The 21,016-nt window shown below is 69.5% G+C and carries 19 protein-coding genes and 1 tRNA gene; 11 read left to right on the top strand and 9 right to left on the bottom strand.

All coding sequences use genetic code 11. The features are described from left to right. The first annotated feature begins 24 nt into the window (after positions 1-24). Entirely contained in the window at positions 25-645 is a 621-nt protein-coding gene (locus BCY76_RS03185) for a flavin reductase family protein (RefSeq protein ID WP_070159687.1), read from the top strand. On the opposite strand, the gene BCY76_RS17930 is transcribed toward BCY76_RS03185, so the two are convergent. From BCY76_RS17930 to BCY76_RS03210, 5 genes are all read right to left on the bottom strand, one after another. Then, positions 636-1,136: a PTS sugar transporter subunit IIA gene (locus BCY76_RS17930; protein WP_170922564.1), complete on the bottom strand. Its 501-nt coding sequence runs from the start codon at positions 1,134-1,136 to the stop codon at positions 636-638. The two genes, BCY76_RS03185 and BCY76_RS17930, sit on opposite strands and share 10 nt — an antisense overlap. Then, positions 1,087-2,664 carry a PTS transporter subunit EIIC gene (locus tag BCY76_RS03195; protein ID WP_085437149.1) on the bottom strand — a complete coding sequence of 526 codons (1,578 nt, stop codon included), beginning with the start codon at positions 2,662-2,664 and terminating at the stop codon, positions 1,087-1,089. Before BCY76_RS03195 ends, BCY76_RS17930 begins: the two co-directional genes overlap by 50 nt. Next, complete coding sequence (locus tag BCY76_RS03200) at positions 2,661-3,218, bottom strand: hypothetical protein (RefSeq protein ID WP_336581848.1); 558 nt, start codon at positions 3,216-3,218, stop codon at positions 2,661-2,663. The genes BCY76_RS03195 and BCY76_RS03200 overlap by 4 nt, the downstream gene beginning before the upstream one ends. 119 nt (positions 3,219-3,337) lie before the next feature. After that, entirely contained in the window at positions 3,338-4,324 is a 987-nt protein-coding gene (locus BCY76_RS03205) for an NAD(P)H-quinone oxidoreductase (protein ID WP_070160322.1), read from the bottom strand. Positions 4,325-4,405: 81 nt separating this feature from the next. Further along, on the bottom strand, positions 4,406-5,275 hold the full coding sequence (locus BCY76_RS03210; RefSeq protein ID WP_070160320.1) for a class I SAM-dependent methyltransferase: 870 nt from the start codon (positions 5,273-5,275) through the stop codon (positions 4,406-4,408). Positions 5,276-5,475: 200 nt separating this feature from the next. Here BCY76_RS03210 and BCY76_RS03215 point away from each other — a divergent pair. Next, positions 5,476-5,563: transfer RNA gene (locus tag BCY76_RS03215), tRNA-Ser, on the top strand. 97 nt (positions 5,564-5,660) lie between these two features. Here the strand turns inward: BCY76_RS03215 and BCY76_RS03220 are convergent. After that, positions 5,661-6,215, bottom strand: coding sequence for an AAA family ATPase (locus BCY76_RS03220; protein WP_070160318.1), 555 nt, complete (start codon positions 6,213-6,215; stop codon positions 5,661-5,663). Between the two features lie 89 nt (positions 6,216-6,304). Next, positions 6,305-7,597: an HAAAP family serine/threonine permease gene (locus BCY76_RS03225; protein WP_139827587.1), complete on the bottom strand. Its 1,293-nt coding sequence runs from the start codon at positions 7,595-7,597 to the stop codon at positions 6,305-6,307. 286 nt (positions 7,598-7,883) lie between these two features. Here BCY76_RS03225 and BCY76_RS03230 point away from each other — a divergent pair, with 286 nt between their 5' ends. Continuing rightward, the gene (locus tag BCY76_RS03230; RefSeq protein ID WP_085437150.1) at positions 7,884-8,771 is read left to right on the top strand and encodes a DUF4190 domain-containing protein; all 888 of its coding nucleotides are present in this window, start codon (positions 7,884-7,886) and stop codon (positions 8,769-8,771) included. A gap of 50 nt (positions 8,772-8,821) precedes the next feature. Here the strand turns inward: BCY76_RS03230 and BCY76_RS03235 are convergent, their stop codons facing one another. Further along, positions 8,822-9,763 (bottom strand): hypothetical protein, encoded by a 942-nt coding sequence (locus BCY76_RS03235; protein ID WP_085437151.1) that lies wholly within the window; start codon positions 9,761-9,763, stop codon positions 8,822-8,824. 65 nt (positions 9,764-9,828) lie between these two features. Continuing rightward, on the bottom strand, positions 9,829-11,043 hold the full coding sequence (locus tag BCY76_RS03240; protein ID WP_170922565.1) for an MFS transporter: 1,215 nt from the start codon (positions 11,041-11,043) through the stop codon (positions 9,829-9,831). A 77-nt stretch (positions 11,044-11,120) separates the two neighbouring features. Here BCY76_RS03240 and BCY76_RS03245 point away from each other — a divergent pair, with 77 nt between their 5' ends. The 8 genes from BCY76_RS03245 to BCY76_RS03280 all read left to right on the top strand — a co-directional run bounded on the left by BCY76_RS03245 (position 11,121) and on the right by BCY76_RS03280 (position 20,990). Beyond that, on the top strand, positions 11,121-12,536 hold the full coding sequence (locus BCY76_RS03245) for a phosphomannomutase/phosphoglucomutase (protein WP_083277515.1): 1,416 nt from the start codon (positions 11,121-11,123) through the stop codon (positions 12,534-12,536). A gap of 108 nt (positions 12,537-12,644) precedes the next feature. After that, positions 12,645-14,177, top strand: coding sequence for an OFA family MFS transporter (locus BCY76_RS03250; RefSeq protein WP_070160313.1), 1,533 nt, complete (start codon positions 12,645-12,647; stop codon positions 14,175-14,177). 231 nt (positions 14,178-14,408) lie between these two features. Beyond that, the gene (locus BCY76_RS03255) at positions 14,409-15,410 is read left to right on the top strand and encodes a DctP family TRAP transporter solute-binding subunit (RefSeq protein WP_070160311.1); all 1,002 of its coding nucleotides are present in this window, start codon (positions 14,409-14,411) and stop codon (positions 15,408-15,410) included. Between the two features lie 2 nt (positions 15,411-15,412). Next, complete coding sequence (locus BCY76_RS03260; protein ID WP_070160328.1) at positions 15,413-15,916, top strand: TRAP transporter small permease; 504 nt, start codon at positions 15,413-15,415, stop codon at positions 15,914-15,916. Then, positions 15,913-17,382, top strand: a complete 1,470-nt coding sequence (locus tag BCY76_RS03265) for a TRAP transporter large permease (RefSeq protein WP_070160310.1) — start codon at positions 15,913-15,915, stop codon at positions 17,380-17,382. Before BCY76_RS03260 ends, BCY76_RS03265 begins: the two co-directional genes overlap by 4 nt. Positions 17,383-17,384: 2 nt before the next feature. Then, positions 17,385-18,161 carry an SDR family NAD(P)-dependent oxidoreductase gene (locus BCY76_RS03270; protein WP_237089934.1) on the top strand — a complete coding sequence of 259 codons (777 nt, stop codon included), beginning with the start codon at positions 17,385-17,387 and terminating at the stop codon, positions 18,159-18,161. Positions 18,162-18,210: 49 nt separating this feature from the next. After that, complete coding sequence (locus BCY76_RS03275) at positions 18,211-19,380, top strand: thiolase domain-containing protein (RefSeq protein WP_070160306.1); 1,170 nt, start codon at positions 18,211-18,213, stop codon at positions 19,378-19,380. Then, entirely contained in the window at positions 19,377-20,990 is a 1,614-nt protein-coding gene (locus BCY76_RS03280; protein ID WP_083277512.1) for an AMP-binding protein, read from the top strand. Before BCY76_RS03275 ends, BCY76_RS03280 begins: the two co-directional genes overlap by 4 nt. The last annotated feature ends 26 nt before the right edge of the window (positions 20,991-21,016 follow it).

A 21,016-nucleotide genomic window follows, 5' to 3' on the forward strand; every position in this document is an offset into this window, starting at 1 on the left:
GAGGCCGCTGCTAGGCTCACGCACGTGCGCACCTCATACTTCTACGAGCCCTCCGCCGGGCACGGGCTGCCCCACGACCCGTTCAACGCCATCGTCGCCCCGCGCCCGATCGGCTGGGTGTCCACCAGCACGGTGCAGGGAGGGCTGAACCTGGCACCCTACAGCTTCTTCAACGCGGTCAACTACACGCCGCCGCTCATCGCGTTCTCCAGCATCGGGCACAAGGACACCGTCGCCAACATCGAAGCCACCGGCGAGTTCTGCTGGAACCTGGTGACCACGGAGCTGGGCGAGCAGATGAACGCCACCTCGGCGGCCGTCGACACCGAGATCGACGAGTTCGAGCTGGCCGGGCTCACCGCCGCGCCCTCCCGGGTGGTGAGCGTGCCGCATGTGGGCCAGGCCCGCGTGGTCTTCGAGTGCCGCCGCACCCAGATCCTGCGCCTGACGGACGCCTCCGGTGAGGACACCCCGGCGAGGATGGTCTTCGGGGAGGTCGTCGGCGTCCACCTCGACGAGTCGCTGCTCGACGACGGGGTCTACCAGACGGCGGCCGCGGACCCGCTGCTGCGCGGCGGCGGGCCGGCCGACTACTTCAGGATCCGTGGCGAGGACCGACTGAGGATGCACCGGCCTCAGCCCTGAGCGCCGGCGTCGCGCTCCTCGTCGGCCTGGTCCGCGGGCTGCTCCTTCTCCCCGGTGATCACAGTCATCACCAGGTCACCGGGCTCGACCTCGTCGACAGCGACGGGCGTCACCGAGGCGAAGTCCTGCGCGTTGGTCACCACCACTGCGGTGATCGCGTCGAAGCCGACCCCGTGCACGAGCTCCAGATCCACATCCACCAACGGCTGGCTGACCTCCACCCGGTCCCCGGGACGCACCGCCGGGGTGAAGCCCTCGCCCTTCAACGTCGGGGTGCGGCTTCCGCAGTGGACCAGGATGTCGACGCCGTCGTCCGTCCGGATCCCGTAGGCGTACCCGCCGGACGGTGCGGCGATCACCACTCCTGCCACCGGAGCCACCAGGTGGCCACTGACCGGGCGGATCGCCACGCCGGGGCCCATGGTGCCGTCTGCGAAGAGCTCATCGTCCATCGCGTCCAGTGGGAGCAGCCGCCCGGGCAACGGGGCCATGACCTCCACCATCGACGGCGTGTCGGCCCGCCCTCCCCGCTGCTCCGCCGCGGAGGGCGTCGGCGTCACCACCGGCGACATCGAGGTGGTGGTCGGCGGTTCGGGGTCGGGTTCGGCGTCGGGGTCCTCGTCGGGTCCCTCCCGGTCCACCAGCAGCAGGGTGGGCACGAATCCGACCGCCAGAGCCAGCGCCAGCCCGCCCAGCAGCAGCGCTGCTGACCCGTGGGCCGTCATTGCGGGCACACCGGCCAGCGCGGGCGGGACTGCGCTCACGGCGGCCGCCCCGGAGGCCGCCGTGAGCGCACCGCCGACCTCTCCGCCGAGCATGCCGAACAGGAACGGCTTCTTCAGCGGAAGGGTGACCCCGTAGATCATCGGCTCGGAGACCCGCCCACCAGGCCCGCCACCGAGGAGGCCCGGCGATCTTCCGACGCGCGGCAGAACGGGTGCGCAGCAGCACCGCACCGGCGGCCCCGGCCTGGGCCACCACCGCGGCGGCGATGACCGCGGGCAGCGTCGCCGCCGTCGGGACTCCCGCGATGCCGGTGCCCACGGACTCGGCGATGGTCCCGAGCATGCCCCACTGCAGCCCCAGGATGGTCAGCACGTGCCACAGGCCGCCGAGCACTGCTCCGGCCAGCCACGGGGTGGACTCCAGCACGCCCACCACGAGCGCCACCAAGGCCTCCCCAGTGATCACCACCATGGGGCCCAGCAGCACCAGCGCCCCGGTGACCACCAGCAGCAGGGTCACCAGCGGGGTGCCCACGCTGCGCACGGCGGCCGGCAGCATGCGGTCCAGCGTGCGCTCCACCCAGGCCTGGACGAACACCACCAGCAGGATCGGGATCACCGAGGCGGCGAAGACCATGATCGGGAACGGCACCCCCAGCAACGATCCCGTGGGGGCGGCGGTATGTGACTGGGCCTCCCCCAGGTCCAGGATCGAGGGGTACACCAAGGCGGCGGCCACCGCCATGGCCGTGAACGGCTGGGCACCGAACCGTCGTGCCGCGGTCACCGCCAAGAAGAGAGGAAGGAACAGGAAGATGCCCTCCGAGACGGCGCTGAGCACGGTGAACGTCCCGGCCTCAGGGTTCAGCCATCCGAGCTCGCCGAGCACCACGACGACGGTCTTGAGCAGCCCTGCGGCGGCCAACGGCCAGATCACCGGGGTGAACACCGCGGCGAGCATGGTGACGATGCGGCTGCCCAGCCCGCGGACCGACAGCACCGCGGTGGAGAGCTCCAGCTCCGGCATGGGTCCGGCGGGACGGCGGGTCAGCAGCTCCAGCTCCTGGTGGACGAGCTCAGCGCCTTCCCCGGTGACCACGTGAAGCTCCCCGTGGGCTCGGATCACGGTGATGACACCGGGCAGCGCCCTCAGCGTCTCAGCACGGACGGCGGATTCGTCGCGCAGCACCACCCTGACCCGGGTGGCGCAGTGCGCGGAGGAGGTGACGTTCGCGGCGCCGCCCACGCCGTCGAGGATGTCCTCGGCAAGAGCACGGGGATCCTGGGTGCTCATGCGGTCTCATGCTCCTTGGGTCCTGATGTGGGGGCGGGCCGGTGCCCGTGGGCTCCAGCCCGGCCACTATAGGCCAGCGCCGGGGATATCACCAGAAGACCCCGCAGTCGCGGGCGCCGCTCAGTGCGCCCGCTCCAGAGCGGACTCCGCGTCCTGGAGGCTGGCCAGCACCCGGTCCGCGCGGCGGCGCACGGAGAGCACCTCCGCACTGCCCACGCGCACCATCGCGGCGGCCTCGGCGTGGTGGCTACGTGGTTGGCGGCCTTGGACAGGCATGAGTGCAGCTCCGAGGCCCGGCCCGGGATGTTCATCCCCTCAGCGGGGAAGAGCCGGTGGGCGTGGCGGCAGAGGTCTCGCACCGCGGGGAGCTGGTCGGCCAGCTCGTCCCCGATGGCGACCAGGTGATTGTGCACGACGTCGTCGTCCACACCCTCGACCACCTGGTGATAGCGATCCAGGCCCCGGACGAACCGGTCGTGGGCCTGCCGCCAGAGTCCGTCGCCCAGCTCCTTCTCCAGTCGGCGGGCACGACGGCGGCCTGCGAAGAGCTTCATGCTTCCCTCCACCTGCGTGCTGGGCCGGCGGCGCCGGACGGTCGGACCTGCGACGGACGTCGTCGATCAGACAGTCTACCCACGTCAGCACAGGGCCGTGGGGAGAGGACAGGAGCCCGTCAGAACCTCAGTAGGATCTTGCCGCTGTGGGCACCGCTGTCGAAGTAGTCGTGGGCAGCCGCTGCGTCGTCAGCGGCGAAGACGCGGTCGGTCTGCACGCGGATCCGTCCCTGCTCGATCAGCGGCCAGAGCTCCTCCCCCACTCCGGAGACGATGCCGGCCTTGGTCGCCGCGTCCCGGGAGCGCAGCGTGGTGGCGATGATCCGCAGTCGGCGGGCGAGCATGAGTCCCAGGTCAGCCTCGGCCTTCCGCCCGCCCTGCAGCCCGATGATCACCAGCCGTCCGTCCACCGCCAGGCTGCGCAGGTTGGTCTGCAGGTACTTGGCTCCGATGACGTCCAGGATCACGTCGGCGCCACGGCCGTCGGTGATCTCGGAGACCCGGTCACCGATGTCCTCCTCGCGGTAGTCGATGACGTGATCGGCCCCCAGGCTGCGGGCCAGCCGCGCCTTCTCCGGACTGCCCACGGTGGTGAGGGTCCTGGCCCCGAGGGCGTGCAGATACTGCAGCGCGAAGCTGCCGATGCCGCCGGTGCCGCCGTGCACCAGGACGGTCTCCCCCGGCTGCACCCGGGCCTCTCCGCGCAGGTTGGAGTGCACGGTGGCGGCCACCTCGATGAGCCCGGCGGCGTCCACCACGTCCACACCCGCCGGCACGGGGAGCACGTGCCGGGCATCGACGACCACCTTCTCCGCGTAGCCTCCGCCGGCCAGCAGGGCGACGACGTCGACGCCGACGAGCTCCTGCACGGCCGCGGGGCTGCCCAGTCCGGCGGCCGCCACGCGACCCGAGACCTCCAGCCCGGGGATCGGGGAAGCCCCTGCCGGGGGCGGGTAGACGCCGCGGCGCTGCATGACGTCAGCTCTGTTGAGTCCGGCCGCGGCGACGTCGATGAGAACCTCCCCGGCGGCAGGGACCGGATCCGACACTTCCGTGAGCGCGACGACCTCCGGGCCGCCGGCGTCGGTGTATTCGACTGCTCTCATGGTGCTCCCTTCCTCTGGAACGAGTGGCCTCGGAAGACGGCATCTGCGCTCTGACACGCCGGTCCGACAGGCCAGACGGCGTCATTGCTGGCCACTGGACGACGACTGCGGGGTCCGGGCCGTCCACAGCGTCCAGCGGTCGACCTCGGTGACTCCGCCCTCCGGCAGCTGGGCCCGCAGGACGTCCACCAAGCGGGCCAGCTCGGCGTCATCCAGTTCATGCAGGATGCTGCGTCCGGTGCGGGCGGCGACGTCGGCCAGCAGGCTCTCGCGATCCGGATGCTCGGCGCGGACCTCCCAGAGCGTGCTCACCTCCACGTGGACCCCGGCCTCCTCCAGCGCCTCGGTCAGCTCCTGAGCACCGGGCCGACGGGCGGCCTCCACCTGCAGCAGGCGGGGAAAGGCCTCGAAGAACCAGCCTCGCACGTGCCGGGCATCGCCCGGGAGGGCGGCCGCAGTGAGGTGCGCGGCGGTGAGGTCCGGCGCAGCGAGCTCTGCGGCGGCGAGGTCGACGTCGGCGGGCTGGGAGACGTCCTCGACGGTGCGGTCCTGGACGATGAGCGTCCCGCCCGGCCGCAGCAGGCGCCGGGCTTCCTCGGCGAAGGCCCGCAGGTCCGGGAGGTGATGGACCAGGGCCCGGGAGAACACGACGTCGGCGCAGGCCTCCGGAAGGCCGGTGGCGGTGGCGTCACCCCGGTGGAAGGTGATCTGCGGATCGGCACCGTGCTCCGCCGTCGCACTGGCCAGGATGGGGGCGCTGGAGTCCACGCCGATGACGCGTTCCGCACCGAGCTCCCGCCAGGCTCGGCTGTAGATGCCGCCCCCGCAGCCCAGGTCCACGACGACGGCGGCGCGCGGGTCCACGAGCCCGGTGACGTGCGCAGACCAGCTGGGGTGGGCGCGCCGCCCGGAGTAGGTGCGTGCGTTGTGTGCCGCGGTGAAGTCGATCATCGGTGGTCCTCCTGGACGTGCGGCCCCACCGCTGCGGGAGTGGGCCGCTCCGGCGCTGACCGGCCGACGTCGGCCCACGCCGTCCGACTCGATGCCGGGGCGGGGTCTCACGTATAGTCTGAGCCTAGGTTTTCACATCGGCAGGTGCGTCCGCGGAGGAATCTCCGAGCGCGCCAGCGTGTCGAGGACCCTGATGACCGGGAGCGCTGTCCGAGCGGCCGAAGGAGCCGGTCTTGAAAACCGGTGTGCGGCAACCCCGTACCGTGGGTTCGAATCCCACGCGCTCCGCTCATGAGCAGGCCCCTGACCAGGGATTTCTGGTCAGGGGCCTGTCCTGTGCGAGCACGAGAAGAGCTCCGGAGCCGACCAGCGTGAAGGTGCCGCATCAGCGTGCTCCCTGTGCCGTGGCGTCCCGCAGCCGGATGAGGGACTCGTGCACGTCCCCCGGAACGATGTTCACCCGAAGCGTCTGGGGGCGGTTCTCGATCATGGCGATCATCGCGTCGTAGAGCTCCTCAACCGGCCGCGCGTCTGTCGCGGACTGGAGCATCGTGGCTGCACGGTGATTCGCCTGCAAGGAACCGGCTCGTGCGTCGAACTGTGCCGCCGCCTGGTCGCGCGAACTCACCAGGCACAGCTCCAGGAATCGGGCACCTGCCTGGGCAGCCACGTCTTCGAGTTGGTCGATGAACTCCTCGCGCTGAAGGAACTGGGGAACGATCACGTCATGGCCAGCGGCGAGGTGGCATTCGCACATCGCCAGGGCGAGCCGACGAGCGGACCAGCCCGCCTCCGTCGGGTCCTCCTCCCAGCGCGCCAATGCCCCACGGACGGAATCGACATCCAGGACGAGCGTCATGGCCCGGTCACGGGCGAGCAGGCCGGCCAACGTCGATTTGCCGCTGGCAGGAGCTCCATTGAGCAGCGTCACAGTGGCCATGTCTTCAGTCAACGCTTGGCCCGTTGGGGCGTCAACTCCGTCGGCGCCGGCGCCTCACCCGGTTTCTTGCTGTTCACCGCCGCGGCCGTTCAGCGCAGCAGGCCCAGCAGGATCCCGCTGACGGCGACGACGCCGGCCACCACGACGAACACGTTCGAGGCCCGGCCACGGAACCGGGCCAGGGCTGGCACCCGGTGGATCGCATACATGGGCATCAGGTACAGGACCGCGGCGATGACCGGGCCGGCGAGAGATTCGATCAGGGAGAGGATGCTGGGGTTCAGCACGCCCGCCAACCATGTGGTGAGGATGAGGAACACGCTCACCCCGATGGTCAGCGCACGGTCGCCGATCCGGTCGCCCGTGCGGTCGGCCATCCCGCGGACGATGCCCTTGGCCCCTTCGGCGGCACCCAGCCAGTGCCCGAAGAAGGAGGAGCCGATGGCGGCGATGGCCACCGCAGGGCCCAGCCAGGCGATGATCGGCATGTCCATGACATTGGCCAGGTGCGCCAGCACCGGCAGGTTGGCATCGCGGGCCTCCTGCAGCCCCTCGGGCCCGAGGGCCAGCACGCAGGACCAGACGAATCCCATGGTGAACACCACCAGCAGCAGGGTGGTGACGCGCAGCACAGACGACGCCTTACGCACCGAGCCCGTTCCGTAGCGCTGACGCAGTGAGACGGAGAACTGGGAGATCGCCGGGGAGTGGTTGAACGCGAAGACCAGCACCGGGATCATCATCCACACGGCCAGGGAGAAGTCCCCCAACGCCGGGGCGGCGCCGAAGCCGTCCAGGGACCAGGACGGGATCAGCATCAGCGTCACGGCGAACAGCACGGCGATCAGCGGGTACACCAGCGCCTGGGTGACCACCAGCATGACCCGACGACCGGCCACCATGACCGCCGACATCGCCAGCACCAGCACCGCGGCGAGCAGCCAGCGGGGCCACGGCTCCAGCCCCAGCTGGTTGACCATGAGGCTCTCCACCGTGTTGGTGATGCCGACCCCGTAGATGAGGACGATGGGATAGATGGCCAGGAAGTACAGCACCGTCATCACCCGGCCGGCGTTCTCGCCGAAGTAGGCCCGGACCACACCGGTGATGTCCTGGTCCGGCCGCGGGGAGGCGCAGATGATCCGGGAGAGCGCTCGGTGGGAGAAGTACGTCATCGGCCCGATCAGCAGCGTGGCCACCAGCAGGGGCCACAGGCCGCCCAGGCCCGCATTGATGGGCAGGAACAGGACACCGGCCCCCACCGCGGTGCCGAAGAGGGCGATCGTCCAGCTGGTGTCGAACTGGTTCCATCGCGGGACGTCCGACGCCTCGGGGATGGCCTTCTCCGGCGGCACGGCGTGGGTGGGTGTCGACACAGGCATGCTCCTTCGCACATCCGGGACGGTCCGTCCCGAGTCGGATCCGCCGGGGTCGGGCGGGCAGGGCTGACGGCTCCCGGGTGGCGGCGGCGACAGACCCGCAAGGAGTGTAATCCTCCTCATACGACGCCGCGAATCGGCTCCTCCCGTCACCGCCCACGGGCTCCGAACCCGGGCGGTGAACACCGGCCCTGACCACCGGGCGGCGTCCGTCAGGCACGTCCGGGGGATGCTGGCACACTGGTGTCCAGCGGCCGACCACACCGGTCCAGGACCTACGGAGGGGACGATGCCAGACGCACCGCACGATCCGCGCCGATCGGGTGAGCCCGAGGAGTTCGGCTCCGGGCCGCACTATCCGTCCCCGCACGACCCGTCCCCGCACAGCCACGCGCCGTACGACCCGTCCCCCTACGAGGCCGCCCCTCCCGGGCCCGTGGGTCATGACCACAGCCGCCACCCCGGCCAGGATCCCGGCCAGGAACCCCGCTATCCGACGCCCCATGACCCGCACGCTGACTGGTCCCGGCACCCCTCTCCGAAGCCTCAGGGCCACTCCGCCGTTCCGTCGGGAGGCGGACCTGGGGACAGCGCGGGGCAGCCCGCGGGATACGGGTACGGCTATGCCCCCGGTCAGCCCACCTGGGGCGGCTACGTCCCCGCCCCGACTCCGCCCACCGGCCTGGGCGTCACCTCCATGGTCTTCGGCATCATCGCCCTGCTGCTGAGCGTCCTCCCGCTCATCGGACTGCTCAGCCTGCTTCTCGGCCCCCTGGCGGTCATCCTGGGCATCATCGCGATCATGCGCCGCAACGGGCGCGGGTTCGGCATCGCCGGGCTCATCACCGGTGCACTGGGGACCGCCATCTCCCTCGCGGTGCACATCATCAGCGGCATATTCATCACCGCCATCTTCGAGGAGGTCGATCTGCTCCAGGAGAACCTGGTCGAGGACGCCGACCAGCACGAGGAGGGCCCGCTGGAGCCCGCTGAGGACGACGGCGGCGGCCCCGCCGACCTCCTGCCCCAGGATGTGCTCGACGACATCGAACAGCAGATCGAGGACGCCGATGCCGACGACGTCCGGCAGCTGCTGGAGCAGTGGGGCGGCGAGATCGACGAGGAGGAGCTGGAGCGCCTGCAGCGAGAGCTCGAGCAGCAGCTCTCCGGCGACTGAGCTCGCCGCCGGCCCAGACCTGTCAGCGCCGGCGGATCAGCTCCGGCAGGTCAGCTCTGATCCTTGAACACCACCAGGAACTTATGTGCCTCTTCCTGGGTGAGCGGCGAGTGGTCCGCCAGCAGCGTGGCGGCCTCGTCCACGTGGTCGTCGCGCAGCAGAGCATAGAGCTGGTCATGGACCCACGGCTCGAGGTCCTCGTGGGACAGCGTGATCTTCTCATCTCCGCGCTGGACCTCCAGGTGGAACCCCGCCAGCTCCTGATCCTCCTGGGCCCAGTCCTCCGGGATGGTGAGCTCCTCGTCCAGGGAGAAGCCGGACTCCTCCATCAGGCGGCGTGCCTTCGCGTCCACCTCATCCTCGCCGGCAGACTCGGCGGAGGCGGCCGACGTGGCCGAGTCCGCGGACCCTCCGGAGACCGCTGAGCCGTGCGGATCCGTCATCCGGGGGCGGCCGCCGGGGATGTCCGGCACGTCCTGGCTGTTGTCGCCCAGGATCTCTCCGGTCTCCGGGTCGGCCTCGGCGATGGGCCCCTCCTCCCGGCCGGCCTCGTCGCGGACCCCGTCGATGACGTCCTCGACGTACTCGCCGTCGTCTGCGCTGGCGGCAGATCCGGCAGGCGAGGCGGCCGAGGAGGCCGTGTCCGAGCCCGGGGCCGGTGCCCCGCCGTCCAGCTCCTCCTGGAGACGCAGCTCCGACGGGGAGGCCTGCGGGTAACGATGCAGGGCCTGCACCGCGATGATGCAGTCCTTCACCGGTGCCCCGGTGGCGTGCTTGAACAGCGCCAGGGCCCGTTGCCCATCGTCGGCGGCGATGGCCTGATAAACCTCGCGATGCTGCTCATCGGTGAGCACCTTCGCCGCCATCCGGGCGTTCTCCGGGGTGACGGCCTCATTGATCCGCTTGTTCAGGCGCTGCCCCTGGCGCTGAAGGAGCAGGCGGATCCCGAGGAACAGCAGGACGGCCAGTGCGATAACTGCGAGAAACTCCACACGGCCAGTCTAGGACAGGCACCTGGACGGTGTCTGCGGGGTCACATCCGGTGCCGTGGCTGCGCTCAGTCCCGCGGAAGCACCAGGGCCGCCGCCGCCGTCGCCACGGCGACCAGCGCCAACACCATGCCCACCGTCCCCGGCCATCCGGCCAGGTGGAGGAAGGTGCCGCCCAGGAATCCGAACACCGAGGACCCGGCGTAGTAACCCAGGTTGTACAGCGACGCCGACTGGGCCCGCCCCGCCACAGCGGACGCGCCGGCCCATCCGGCTGCCACCGCGTGGGCGCCGAAGAACCCGGCGGTCAGCACCACCATGCCGAGGATCACCACCGGCAGGCTCGGCACCAGCGTCAGCAGCACCCCGGAGGCCATCACCGCGTTGCCCAGCAGCAGCACCGACCGACGCGAACGCCGGGCCGCCAGCCGACCGGCCCGCGGCGATGACCAGGTGCCGGCCAGGTAGGCCAGGAACACGAAGGAGGCCAGCCACACCGGCAGCTGGAACGGCGGCCCCGCCAGTTGGAAGCCCAGGTAGTTGTACATCGCCACGAAGCCGCCCATGGTGAGGAAGCCTTGGAGGTAGATGACCCACAGGGCCGCCGAGCGGAGGTTGCCGGTCAGCGAGGCCAGCGCCTCCCGGATGCGGCTCCGGCGCGGGGTGAAGCGCACCGCCGGAGGCGCCAGCCGCAGGAACGCCACCACGCACACCACCGCCAACGCCGTGACGGCGAGCATGCCGAGGCGCCATCCCAGCTGCTCCCCCACCGGAGCCGCCACCAGCCGCCCAGTGAGTCCGCCCACTGTGGTGCCGGAGATGTAGGTGCCCGCGGCCACCGCCGCGGCCCGCGGGTGGACCTCCTCGCTGAGATAGGCCACCGCCAGCGCCGGGACTCCGCCCAGCATGAGCCCTTCCAGGAAGCGCACACCCAGCGCCATCCAGAACTCGGGCACGACGACGGCGGCGAGCGCGAACAGACAGGCCAGTCCGACGGCCCAGCCCATGGCGGGCTTCCTCCCCTTCGCGTCCCCGATGTAGGACCAGGGGATCACGCCCAGAGCCAGCCCGAGCGTGGCGGTGGAGATCATCAGGGCGGCCTGGTCGGCGGAGACGCCCTGATCGGCGGCGATGACGGGCAGCAGTCCCTGCGGGGAGTACAGCTGGGCGAAGGTCGCGACGCCGATGACGAACAGGGCGGCCAGCAGGCGGCGGTAGGCGGGTGTCCCGGGCTCCGCACCGGAACGGTCCGGGCCGGGGGCACGGGCGTCGTCGGCTGTCACTCATCTCACTGTACGCCGGGCGACCTGACCCCGGTGGGAGGAGCCGATCTGTGACGGCACTGGCTTACGATGATCTGGTGAGCATCGATCTTTCCGCCTCCTTCAAGGCCTATGACGTCCGCGGTCTCGTCGGCGAGACCATCACCGAAGACTCCGTGCGGGCGGTGGGCGCCGCGTTCGTGGACGTGCTGGACCTCGCCGGCCGCCAAGTGCTGGTGGGAGGGGACATGCGCCCCTCCTCCGAGGCCTTCGCAGCCGCCTTCACCGAAGGCGCCCGGACCCGTGGCGCCGACGTCGTGCAGCTGGGCCTGATCTCCACGGACATGCTGTACTTCGCCTCCGGCACCCTGCAGGCCCCGGGGGTGGTGTTCACCGCCTCCCACAACCCGGCGGCCTACAACGGGATGAAGATGTCCCGCGCCGGTGCGGTGCCGCTGTCCGCGGACACCGGGCTGCTGGAGATCCGTGACGCCGCCCAGGCGTACCTGGACGCCCCCGGCTGCGCGGGGGTGACGATCCCGACCGCCGGGCGGATCGGCTCCGTGGAGTCGGCCGACCAGCTGACCGGCTATGCGGAGTATCTGCGCTCCCTGGTGGACCTCTCGGGGGCCCGGCCCCTGAAGGTGGTGGTGGACGCCGCCAACGGCATGGCCGGGCTGACCACGCCCGCCGTGCTGGGCGACCAGATCCTGCCGACACTGCCCTTGGAGATCGTGCCGCTGTACTTCGAGCTCGACGGGACCTTCCCGAACCATCCGGCGAACCCGCTGGAGTCGGAGAACCTGCGGGATCTGCAGGCCGCGGTGCGGGAGCACGGGGCGGACATCGGACTGGCCTTCGACGGCGACGCCGACCGGTGCTTCGTCATCGACGAGCGCGGCGAGCCGGTCTCCCCCTCGGCCGTGACGGCACTGGTGGCGCGCCGGGAGATCGCCCGGGCCCGCACCGAAGGTGAGCAGACCCCGGTGATCATCCACAACCTCATCACCTCCCGGGCGGTGCCGGAGCTGGTGGAGTCCGCAGGAGGCCGTGCGGTCGAGACCCGCGTGGGACACTCCTTCATCAAGGCGGTCATGGCCGAGGAGCAGGCCGTGTTCGGCGGGGAACACTCGGCCCACTACTACTTCCGGGACTTCTTCAACGCAGACACCGGCATGCTCGCGGCCATGCACGTGCTGGCCGCCCTGGGGCAGCAGGAGCTCCCACTGTCCGAGCTGGCGGCCGAGTACAACCCCTATGCGGCCTCCGGCGAGATCAACTCCGAGGTCGAGGACAAGCAGGCCGCCGCCGAGCGGGTGCTGGCGGCATTCGCCGACCGAGACGCCGTCGTCTCCCACATGGACGGCCTGACGGTCCGCGCCGAGGACGGCACCTGGTGGTTCAACCTGCGCCCGTCCAACACGGAGCCGTTCCTGCGCTACAACGGCGAGGCGCACAGTACCGAGGTCATGGAGGCCGTGCGTGACGAGGTCCTGGGGATCGTCCGGGGCTGAACCGACTGTCAGGGCCATCTCCGGGTCACACCTGTTGACAGAATCAACGGATCGGGGCGTACCATCGCTCAGGTTTCATGATCTGCAGCACACGTCCCGGGAGGTCCCATGTCCGTCGCCGTCGCTGAGCGGTCCGCGTCCCTGCAGCGGATCACCGCCGGCCCAGGGTTCAACCGGTGGCTCATCCCACCGGCGGCGCTGTCCATCCATCTGTGCATCGGCCAGGCCTATGCCACCAGCGTGTACAAGACCTCGTTGGTGGCGCATTTCGAGACCAGCCTGACCGCCGTCGGGGTGATCTTCTCGCTGGCGATCGTCATGCTGGGCCTCTCCGCCGCGATCTTCGGCACCTGGGTGGACCGTAACGGGCCCCGGCGGGCCATGATCGCCTCGGCAGTGTGCTGGGCCACCGGGTTCTTGGTCGGAGCGGCCGGGATCCTCACCTCGCAGCTGTGGCTGGTCTATCTCGGCTACGGGGTGATCGGCGGCATCGGGCTGGGCATCGGCTACATCTCTCCGGTCTCCACCCTGATGAAGTGGTTCCCGGACCGCCCGGGACTGGCCACCGGGATGGCGATCATGGGCTTCGGCGGCGGAGCGATGATCGCCAGCCCCGTGTCCTCCTCCTTGCTGAGCCTCTACGACCCCGCCTATGACCCCGCCACCGGCGTGTATTCAGGGACCGCCGTCGCAGGGCTGTTCCTGACCCTCGGCGCCGTCTACCTGGCGGTGATGCTGTTCGGCGCCTGGCTGGAGCGCGTCCCCGCCCCCGACTGGACGCCCGAGGGCTACGACCCCTCCCAGGAGAAGAAGAAGGCCCTGGTCACCAGCGGGCACGTCACAGCAAACCGGGCACTGCGGACTCCGCAGTTCTGGCTGCTGTGGATCATCCTGTTCTGCAACGTCACCGCCGGCATCGGCATCCTGGAGCAGGCAGCCCCCATGATCCAGGACTTCTTCCGCTCGAACGGGACCACGGTGCTCGCCGGTGCGGCGGCCGCCGGATTCGTCGGCTTCCTCAGCCTGACGAACATGGCCGGCCGCTTCGTGTGGTCCTCCACTTCCGACCTCGTGGGCCGGAAGAACATCTACATGCTCTACCTGGGCGGCGGCGTGGTGCTCTACACCCTGCTGGCACTCCAGGGATCGGGCTCGGTCATCCTGTTCATCCTGCTGGCCGGCATCATCCTCAGCTTCTACGGCGGCGGCTTCGCCACGATCCCCGCGTATCTGCGCGACCTGTTCGGCACCCTGGAGGTCGGGGCCATCCACGGGCGGCTGCTCACCGCCTGGTCCTGCGCCGGCGTGATGGGCCCGCTGATCATCAACGGCTTCCTGGACGCCCGAGGTGAGCCCGGGAGCCTCACCGCCGCGGACTACCGGCCCGCCCTGCTCACCATGGTGGGACTGCTGGTGATCGGGCTGATCGCGAACGTCCTGGTCCGTGCCGTCGACGAGAAGCACCACGTCAGCACGTCTTCCGGGGACCCGACGACGACGGCCCACGACTCAGCGACACCGATCATCGAGCCGGCCGGAGCCCCGCGGGTGCCACTGTGGCTGCCCTGGGCCGTCGTCGCGATCCCCCTGGCCTACGGGGTGCTGCAGACGGCGATCAACGCGCTGGGGCTGTTCGCCTGAGCGGAAGCGAGCTCACCCCACGCAGGCTCCCACGCCCCCACAAGATTCTCCCGCCCCCACACGATTCGAGGGGCTCAGGAATCTGGACGGGGCGGTTCGCGCCGCCGGGACGGGCCCAGTCCGATGCCCCTCGTGGACCACCCAGAGATCGTCTTGACTGGTATTACCAGATGTGACAGCCTTCACAGTCAGGGACGTGTCCCAGTTCACATCTGCGCCTCAGGGGGACCCATGAAGACGATTGCTCGACTCACCGCCGTGACGGCAGCCGGCTGCCTGGCCCTCACCGCCTGCGGCGACGGCACCGCAGACGGAGAGGACTCCTACAGCTGGGACTTCACCATCACCACGAGCGAGACCTCCACCTGGTATGAGGCCGCCGAACATTTCGCGGACGTCCTCGACGAGCGCTCTGACGGACGGATGCAGGTGACGGTCCACGCCAATGAGCAGCTCTCCGGCGGCGACCCTGCAGCCGGCGTCGAGCAGCTGATGAACGGGGACAAGGCCTTCTCGTACAACTCGACCATCATCTATGACGGACTCGACTCCAGGTTCAGCGCCATCAACGCGCCCTTCCTCTACGACGACTACGAGCAGGCGGAAGCCACCATCGAAGCCAGCGCCGGAGCAGCCTACGAGGAGATCAGTAGGGAGCTCGGAGTGGAGATGCTGGGCTTCGGCGAGTCCGGCTTCCGCCAGCTCACCACCACGGACACCGAGGTCACCAGCCCGGATGACCTGACGAACCTCGTCGTGCGCGTCCCTGGCTCCGGCCTCTTCCTCGACATCTTCAACGAGCTCGGGGCGGACCCCACCACCATGAACTTCGCCGAGGTCTATACCTCCCTGCAGACCGGCACCATCGACGGCCAGGAGAATCCCTTCGACGTCATCTACTCCAGCGGGCTCCAGGAGGTGCAGGGGCACCTGAGCATCTGGAACTACGTCTACGATCCTCTGATCCTGGGCATGAACGCTGAGCTCTTCGACTCCCTCAGCGCCGAGGATCAGCAGATCGTCCAGGAGGCCGCCACCGAGGCCAACGAGCTGCAGATCAGCCAGAACCGTGAACGGGAGGCCGAGCAGCTCGAGGAGCTGAGCGAGGACATGGAGATCACCGAGCTCAGCGAGGCCCAGATCCAAGTCTTCCGCGACGCGATGGAGCCCGTCTACGACGCCCACGCGGACAGCTGGACCGAGGAGCTGCTCGACGCCGTCCAGCCGGAATGACCATGGTCGACGCCGTCCTCACGAGGGTGGAGAACACGGTCATCGTCCTGGCCTTCATCACGATGACCGGGGTGTACTTCGCCAATGTCGTCAGTCGCTACTTCCTCCACGGCTCCCTGGCCTTCACCACCGAGATCGTCGTGAATCTCGCGGTCCTGCTGACGATGGTCGGGGCGGCCGCCGGTGTGAGGCTGGGCACCCATCCCGGCTTCGATCTGCTCCCCGCCATGGCCACGGGAGTGCTCCGCACGTCTCTGATCGCCCTGATCGCGGTCGGCACGTTGGTCTTCTTCCTGGTCTTCCTGTGGCTGGGTTGGGAGATGACGTCCCGCCAGATGGCTCAGGGGCGGGTCACCCCCGCGCTCGGGGTTCCCCAGTGGGTCTTCTCCATGGCGCTGCCCGTGGGCGCCGCACTCGGTGCCGTCCGGTCGGTCCAGGCAGGAGTCATCCAACTGCGCCGCGCGGCCGCGTCGTCTCAGGCCGAGGGCAGGGAGGTGCTGCCGTGATCGAGCTGATCCTGGTCGGCAGCTTCCTGGTGCTGGTCTTCCTCGGGATGCCCATCGCATTCTCCATGGGCCTGTCCGCCGTCATCGCGATCCTCTATGCTTCCGGCGCCCACGCGCTGAATCCGGCAGCCGGCGTCATGTACGCCTCTCTGTCCTCGGAGACCCTGCTGGCGATCCCGTTCTTCATCCTCGCCGGTGTCATCATGGAGCTCACCGGCATCTCGACTCGTCTCGTCGAGCTCGCGGATCGCTGTGTGGGCCATCGCAAAAGCGGCCTCGCACTCACGGCGATCATCGCTGCTCTGCTGTTCGCGGCGATCTCCGGCTCGGGCCCCGCGACCGTCGCGGCGCTGGGGGCCGTGCTGATCCCTGCGCTGGTGAAGCACGGCTACTCGAAGCGACACGCCGCCTCGCTCCTCGCCAGCGCCGGCGGCATGGGCATCGTGATCCCCCCGAGCATCGCGTTCATCGTGTTCGCCGTCGTGGCGAGCGACCACGAGCGGGTCTCCATCAGCAGGCTGTTCATGGCCGGCGTCGTCCCTGGAATTCTGATGGGGCTGGCGTTCTATCTCGTGGCCCGATTCCTCCCCCGGCAGTTCGAGAGTCTGCGCGACACAGCCGGTGAGAACCTGAGCCGCGGTGCAGCGCGTCTCGGCGCGGTCCCTGCGTCGACCACTGGTCACGACCGACAGTCAGCATCTGGCTCTCCCCAAGGCGACCACGCCACCGAAGGCATCATCACCCTCGAGGACACGGTGGATCCTGATGCCGACGTCGGCCGGCGGACCGACCGTGCTTCCCTGCGTGAGATCCTCCAGGCCTTCCTACGGGCGATACCCGGCCTGCTCGTGCCCGTCATCATCCTCGGCGGCATCTACGGGGGAATCTTCACGCCGACCGAATCCGCTGCGGTGGCCTGCGTCTACGCCCTGCTGGTGGGCCTGGTGGTCACCCGGGATCTGAGACTGGCCGACGTGCTGAAGGTCTTCACCACCGCAGGCGTACAGTCCTCTCGCATCATGATCATCGTGGCCGCCGCCTCCCTCTACGCCTACGTCATCACCAGCAACCGCATCGCGGCCCGCGTCTCCGAGTCGCTGCTGTCCCTGACCACCAACGTCATCCTGCTGATCCTCCTGATCAACGTCATCCTGCTCATCGCGGGGATGTTCCTCGATGCAGTCTCCGCCTTCTACCTGCTGGTCCCCCTGCTGGTCCCCGTCCTGCTGGAACTGGGAATGGACATCACGACCATCGGTGTCATGATGACGATCAATCTCGCCCTGGGGCTCGTCACGCCTCCGGTGGGAGTCAATCTGCTGGTCGCAGGAAGCATCGCCAAGATCAGCTACGCGGAGGCCACACGCGGAGTCTGGCCCTTCCTCGGCGCCGGACTGGTCGTCCTGATGCTGGTGACCTTCATCCCTCAGCTGAGCAACTGGCTGCCCGACCTTCTGGGAGTCTGACCATGAACACGCCACAGCCCAGCCCCGTGCGGATGCGCGAGTTCGAGGACCAGGTCTGCCTGGTCACCGGCGGCGCGCGAGGCATCGGCCGGGCTGTCGTCGATGAGCTGCTCTCCCGAGGGGCCCAGGTGAACGTGCTGGACATCGCGGGCGCGGAGGACGCCGCTGAGTCGCTCGGACCCCGAGCCACCGGCTGGTCAGTCGATGTCAGCGACCGCCGTCAGGTCCACGAATGCGTCGACGCCGTCGCCCGCGAGCACGGACGGATCGACGTCGTCGTCAACAATGCGGGCACTGCCGCCCGCATCGACCTCGAAGCGATGGACGACGCGACCTGGGCCCGCGACCTCGACACCAACCTCACCGGCACGTACCTGATGACGCAGGCGGCGATATACCCCCATATGCGGGACCGACGATACGGGCGGATCGTCAACATCAGCTCCATCTCGGGGATCATGGGCGGCCCGTTCTCCTCGGGCGCAGGAGGAGGCCGCTCCGGTCCCGCCTACGCCGCCTCCAAGGGCGGCATCATCGCGTTCTCGAAGTGGGTGGCCAAAGAAGTGGGCTCGCTCGGAATCACCGTGAACTCGGTGGCCCCCGGTCCGATCGCCACCGCCCTGACCCAGGACGTCGACTATCCGCTCGACCACCAGGCTGTCCCACGCATGGGCACGCCGGATGACATCGCAGCCGCCGTCGCATACCTCGCATCGCCCCGCGCCGGTTTCGTCACCGGTGAGACTCTGAAGGTCTGTGGAGGATCCGCGATCGGCTGACCGTCCGCCCGCACACCGGCACCGCGCATCATGGAGAAGGGACCGTCCGATGGCCTCACCACCACATCTCATCGGCTGGGCGCACACAGCATTCGGCAAACATGCCGATGTCCACCTGGAATCACTGATGGCTGAGGTCAGCACCCAAGCGATCACCGATGCCGGGCTGGAGACCACCGACATCGACGCCGTCAGCGTCGGCGTCTACAACAACGGGTTCTCTCGCCAGGGCTTCGAAGCCGCGCTCGTCGGCGCAGGCGAACCGCAGCTCGCCAGCATCCCCGCCACACGCTCCGAGAACGCCTGCGCCACAGGAGCGGCGGCCCTGGTCGCGGCCATCGAGAAGATCGAGGCGGGGCGGGCACGTGCTGTGCTCGTCGTCGGTGCGGAGCGGATGACGGCGACGCCGGGTCCCGAGATCCATGACATCCTCCTCTCATCCGCTCACCGCCGGACCGAAGAATCGGCGGGAAGCTTCGCGGGAATCTTCGCGCAGCTGGCGGATCTCTACGCTGAGACGTTCTCCGACCCCCGTGAGGCGATGGCGCGGATCGCGGCGAAGAACCACCGCAACGCCGTCGACAACCCGTGGGCTCACCTCCGACGCCCCCTCGACCGTGAATTCTGCGCTACTGAGTCTCACGCCAACCCCAGCGTGGTCGGACGCCTGCTGCGGACAGACTGTTCACTCGTCTCCGACGGAGCAGCCGCGGTGGTGGTCGCCTCGGCGGACGTCGCCCGCCGGGCTCGCCGAGCCGTGCGCTTCCGCGGCCGCGCGCAGGCCTACGACCATCTGGCGCTGGCCCGCCGATCCGATCCTCTCGAGTTCGCCGGCGCAGGGGCTGCCTTCCATGGAGCCCTCGCGGAGGCCGGAGTGTCCGTAGGCGGGCTGGATCTGATCGAGACGCATGACTGCTTCACCATCGCCGAGCTCCTGCAGTACGAGGCCTTCGGCATCGCTCCGCGAGGACGGGCCGGCACGGCCCTGGCCGACGGGCTGACGGACCGCGACGGGCCGCTGCCGGTCAACCCTTCGGGCGGCCTCAAGGCGAAGGGCCACCCGATCGGCGCCACAGGGGTCTCGCAGCACGTCATGGCGTCGCTGCAGCTGACAGGAGAGGCCGGAGCCATGCAGATCGCGGACGCCGGGGTCGCCGCGGTCTTCACCATGGGAGGTTCGGCGGTCACGAACTATGCCTCCGTCTTGGAGGCAGTATGAGCGGAGTGGCCCCGGAGGCCCGCGCGGTCAATCTCTCCCACGCCTTGACTCAGATCGCCCGTCGACTTCCGGCCCACGACGCGATCATCCAGGGGGACGATCGTTGGAGCTGGCAGGAGCTCGACGCGCGGTGCTCCGCCGTCGCCGAGGAGCTGGCCCGCCGCGGCGTAGGCGCAGGCGACTGTGTGATGCTCGACGGGCCCAACTCGCCGGAATACATCCAGGCCATGTATGGCGTCTGGCGCGCGGGAGCCACCGTGGCGCCGGTGAACTCGCGGCTGCATCCCGCGGAACTCGCCGGGCTGGCCGAGGTCTGCCAGCCGACCCTGATGATCGCGCATTCCTCGACGGCCACGCATGTCGCCGCGGTCCGCGCCGCCGTCCCCGGGCTCCAGCATCTCTGGCTCGACGACGGTCCGACGGAGGAGCCGGACGGGCGCCCAGAGAGCGAGGCGCCGCAGGACGGCACGCTGCAGCGGATGACCCGAGCCCGAGGACGCGTCGTCGACAGCCCTCGGGAGCGCGGAGACCATGCCTGGTACTTCTTCACCTCCGGCACCAGCGGCAGGTCAAAGGCGGCGGTGCTCTCCCACGACCAGCTCGGATTCGTCGTCACCAACCATCTGGCAGATCTGATGCCGGGCCTCAGCGCACAGGACCGCTCGATCGTCGTCGCGCCGCTGTCCCACGGCGCCGGGATCCACCTGCTCTCCCAGGTGAGTCGAGGCGCCGCCACGGTGCTGCCGACGTCCCCGCGCCTGGACGCCGCTGAGATCTGGAAGCTGGTGGAGCGGGAGAAGGTCACCAACACCTTCACCGTCCCCACGATTCTGAAGCGTCTGGTGGAGGCGCCTGAAGCCCGCTCGCGGGACCACTCGAGTCTGCGACATGTCATCTACGCCGGCGCTCCCATGCCCTCTCCGGATCTCGCCACAGCTAGGGAGACTCTCGGTGACGTCCTCGTGCAGTACTACGGACTCGGCGAGGTCACGGGGAACATCACGGTCCTTCCCGCTGATCTCCACGATCACCCTTCTCCTCCAGGGGTCCCCTTCTCGACGTGCGGGCTGCCACGCACCGGGATGGAGATCAGCGTGCAGGACGACGACGGCCGCGCCCTGCCTGCTCTGGAACCGGGAGAGATCTGTGTGGCGGGCCCCGCCGTCTTCGCCGGATACCTGAACAACCCGACCGCCACCCGCGACGCCTTCAGGAACGGATGGTTCCGCACCGGCGATGTGGGACTGCTCGACGAATCCGGTTTCCTGTTCCTCACCGGTCGGGTCTCCGACATGTACATCTCGGGTGGCTCGAACATCCATCCGCGGGAGATCGAAGAGCACATCCTGCAGCACAAGGACATCCGGGAGACGGTGGTCCTGGGCATGCCTGATCCGGAGTGGGGCGAGGTCGGCGTCGCCGTCTGCGTCCGCCGAGCCGACACCCACCTGACAGGGGCCGAGCTCCGCGACTGGCTGCGGGAGAGGACGGCACGCTACAAGGTGCCGCGTCACGTGGTCTTCTGGGAGGACCTGCCACGCTCCGGCTACGGGAAGATCGCCCGGCGGACCGTGCGGGAGAAGCTCCTCCTCGAAGGCTTCAGCCCGTGACTGGTGTCCCCCTCCACCTCTCGCCG

This window comes from Nesterenkonia sp. PF2B19, assembly GCF_001758425.2.
Lineage (GTDB): Bacteria > Actinomycetota > Actinomycetes > Actinomycetales > Micrococcaceae > Nesterenkonia > Nesterenkonia aethiopica.

Excerpts from the sequence above, each read along its gene's own strand:
- BCY76_RS03210 (WP_070160320.1), bottom strand. The coding sequence starts at position 5,275 with ATGATCGACTTCACCGCGGCACACAACGCACGCACCTACTCCGGGCGG.
- BCY76_RS03225 (WP_139827587.1), bottom strand. The coding sequence starts at position 7,597 with ATGCCTGTGTCGACACCCACCCACGCCGTGCCGCCGGAGAAGGCCATC.
- BCY76_RS03280 (WP_083277512.1), top strand. The coding sequence starts at position 19,377 with ATGAGCGGAGTGGCCCCGGAGGCCCGCGCGGTCAATCTCTCCCACGCC.
- BCY76_RS03200 (WP_336581848.1), bottom strand. The coding sequence starts at position 3,218 with ATGAAGCTCTTCGCAGGCCGCCGTCGTGCCCGCCGACTGGAGAAGGAG.
- BCY76_RS03220 (WP_070160318.1), bottom strand. The coding sequence starts at position 6,215 with ATGGCCACTGTGACGCTGCTCAATGGAGCTCCTGCCAGCGGCAAATCG.
- BCY76_RS03275 (WP_070160306.1), top strand. The coding sequence starts at position 18,211 with ATGGCCTCACCACCACATCTCATCGGCTGGGCGCACACAGCATTCGGC.
- BCY76_RS03260 (WP_070160328.1), top strand. The coding sequence starts at position 15,413 with ATGGTCGACGCCGTCCTCACGAGGGTGGAGAACACGGTCATCGTCCTG.
- BCY76_RS17930 (WP_170922564.1), bottom strand. The coding sequence starts at position 1,136 with ATGGCCCCGTTGCCCGGGCGGCTGCTCCCACTGGACGCGATGGACGAT.
- BCY76_RS03255 (WP_070160311.1), top strand. The coding sequence starts at position 14,409 with ATGAAGACGATTGCTCGACTCACCGCCGTGACGGCAGCCGGCTGCCTG.
- BCY76_RS03270 (WP_237089934.1), top strand. The coding sequence starts at position 17,385 with ATGAACACGCCACAGCCCAGCCCCGTGCGGATGCGCGAGTTCGAGGAC.
- BCY76_RS03195 (WP_085437149.1), bottom strand. The coding sequence starts at position 2,664 with ATGAGCACCCAGGATCCCCGTGCTCTTGCCGAGGACATCCTCGACGGC.
- BCY76_RS03205 (WP_070160322.1), bottom strand. The coding sequence starts at position 4,324 with ATGAGAGCAGTCGAATACACCGACGCCGGCGGCCCGGAGGTCGTCGCG.
- BCY76_RS03230 (WP_085437150.1), top strand. The coding sequence starts at position 7,884 with ATGCCAGACGCACCGCACGATCCGCGCCGATCGGGTGAGCCCGAGGAG.
- BCY76_RS03250 (WP_070160313.1), top strand. The coding sequence starts at position 12,645 with ATGTCCGTCGCCGTCGCTGAGCGGTCCGCGTCCCTGCAGCGGATCACC.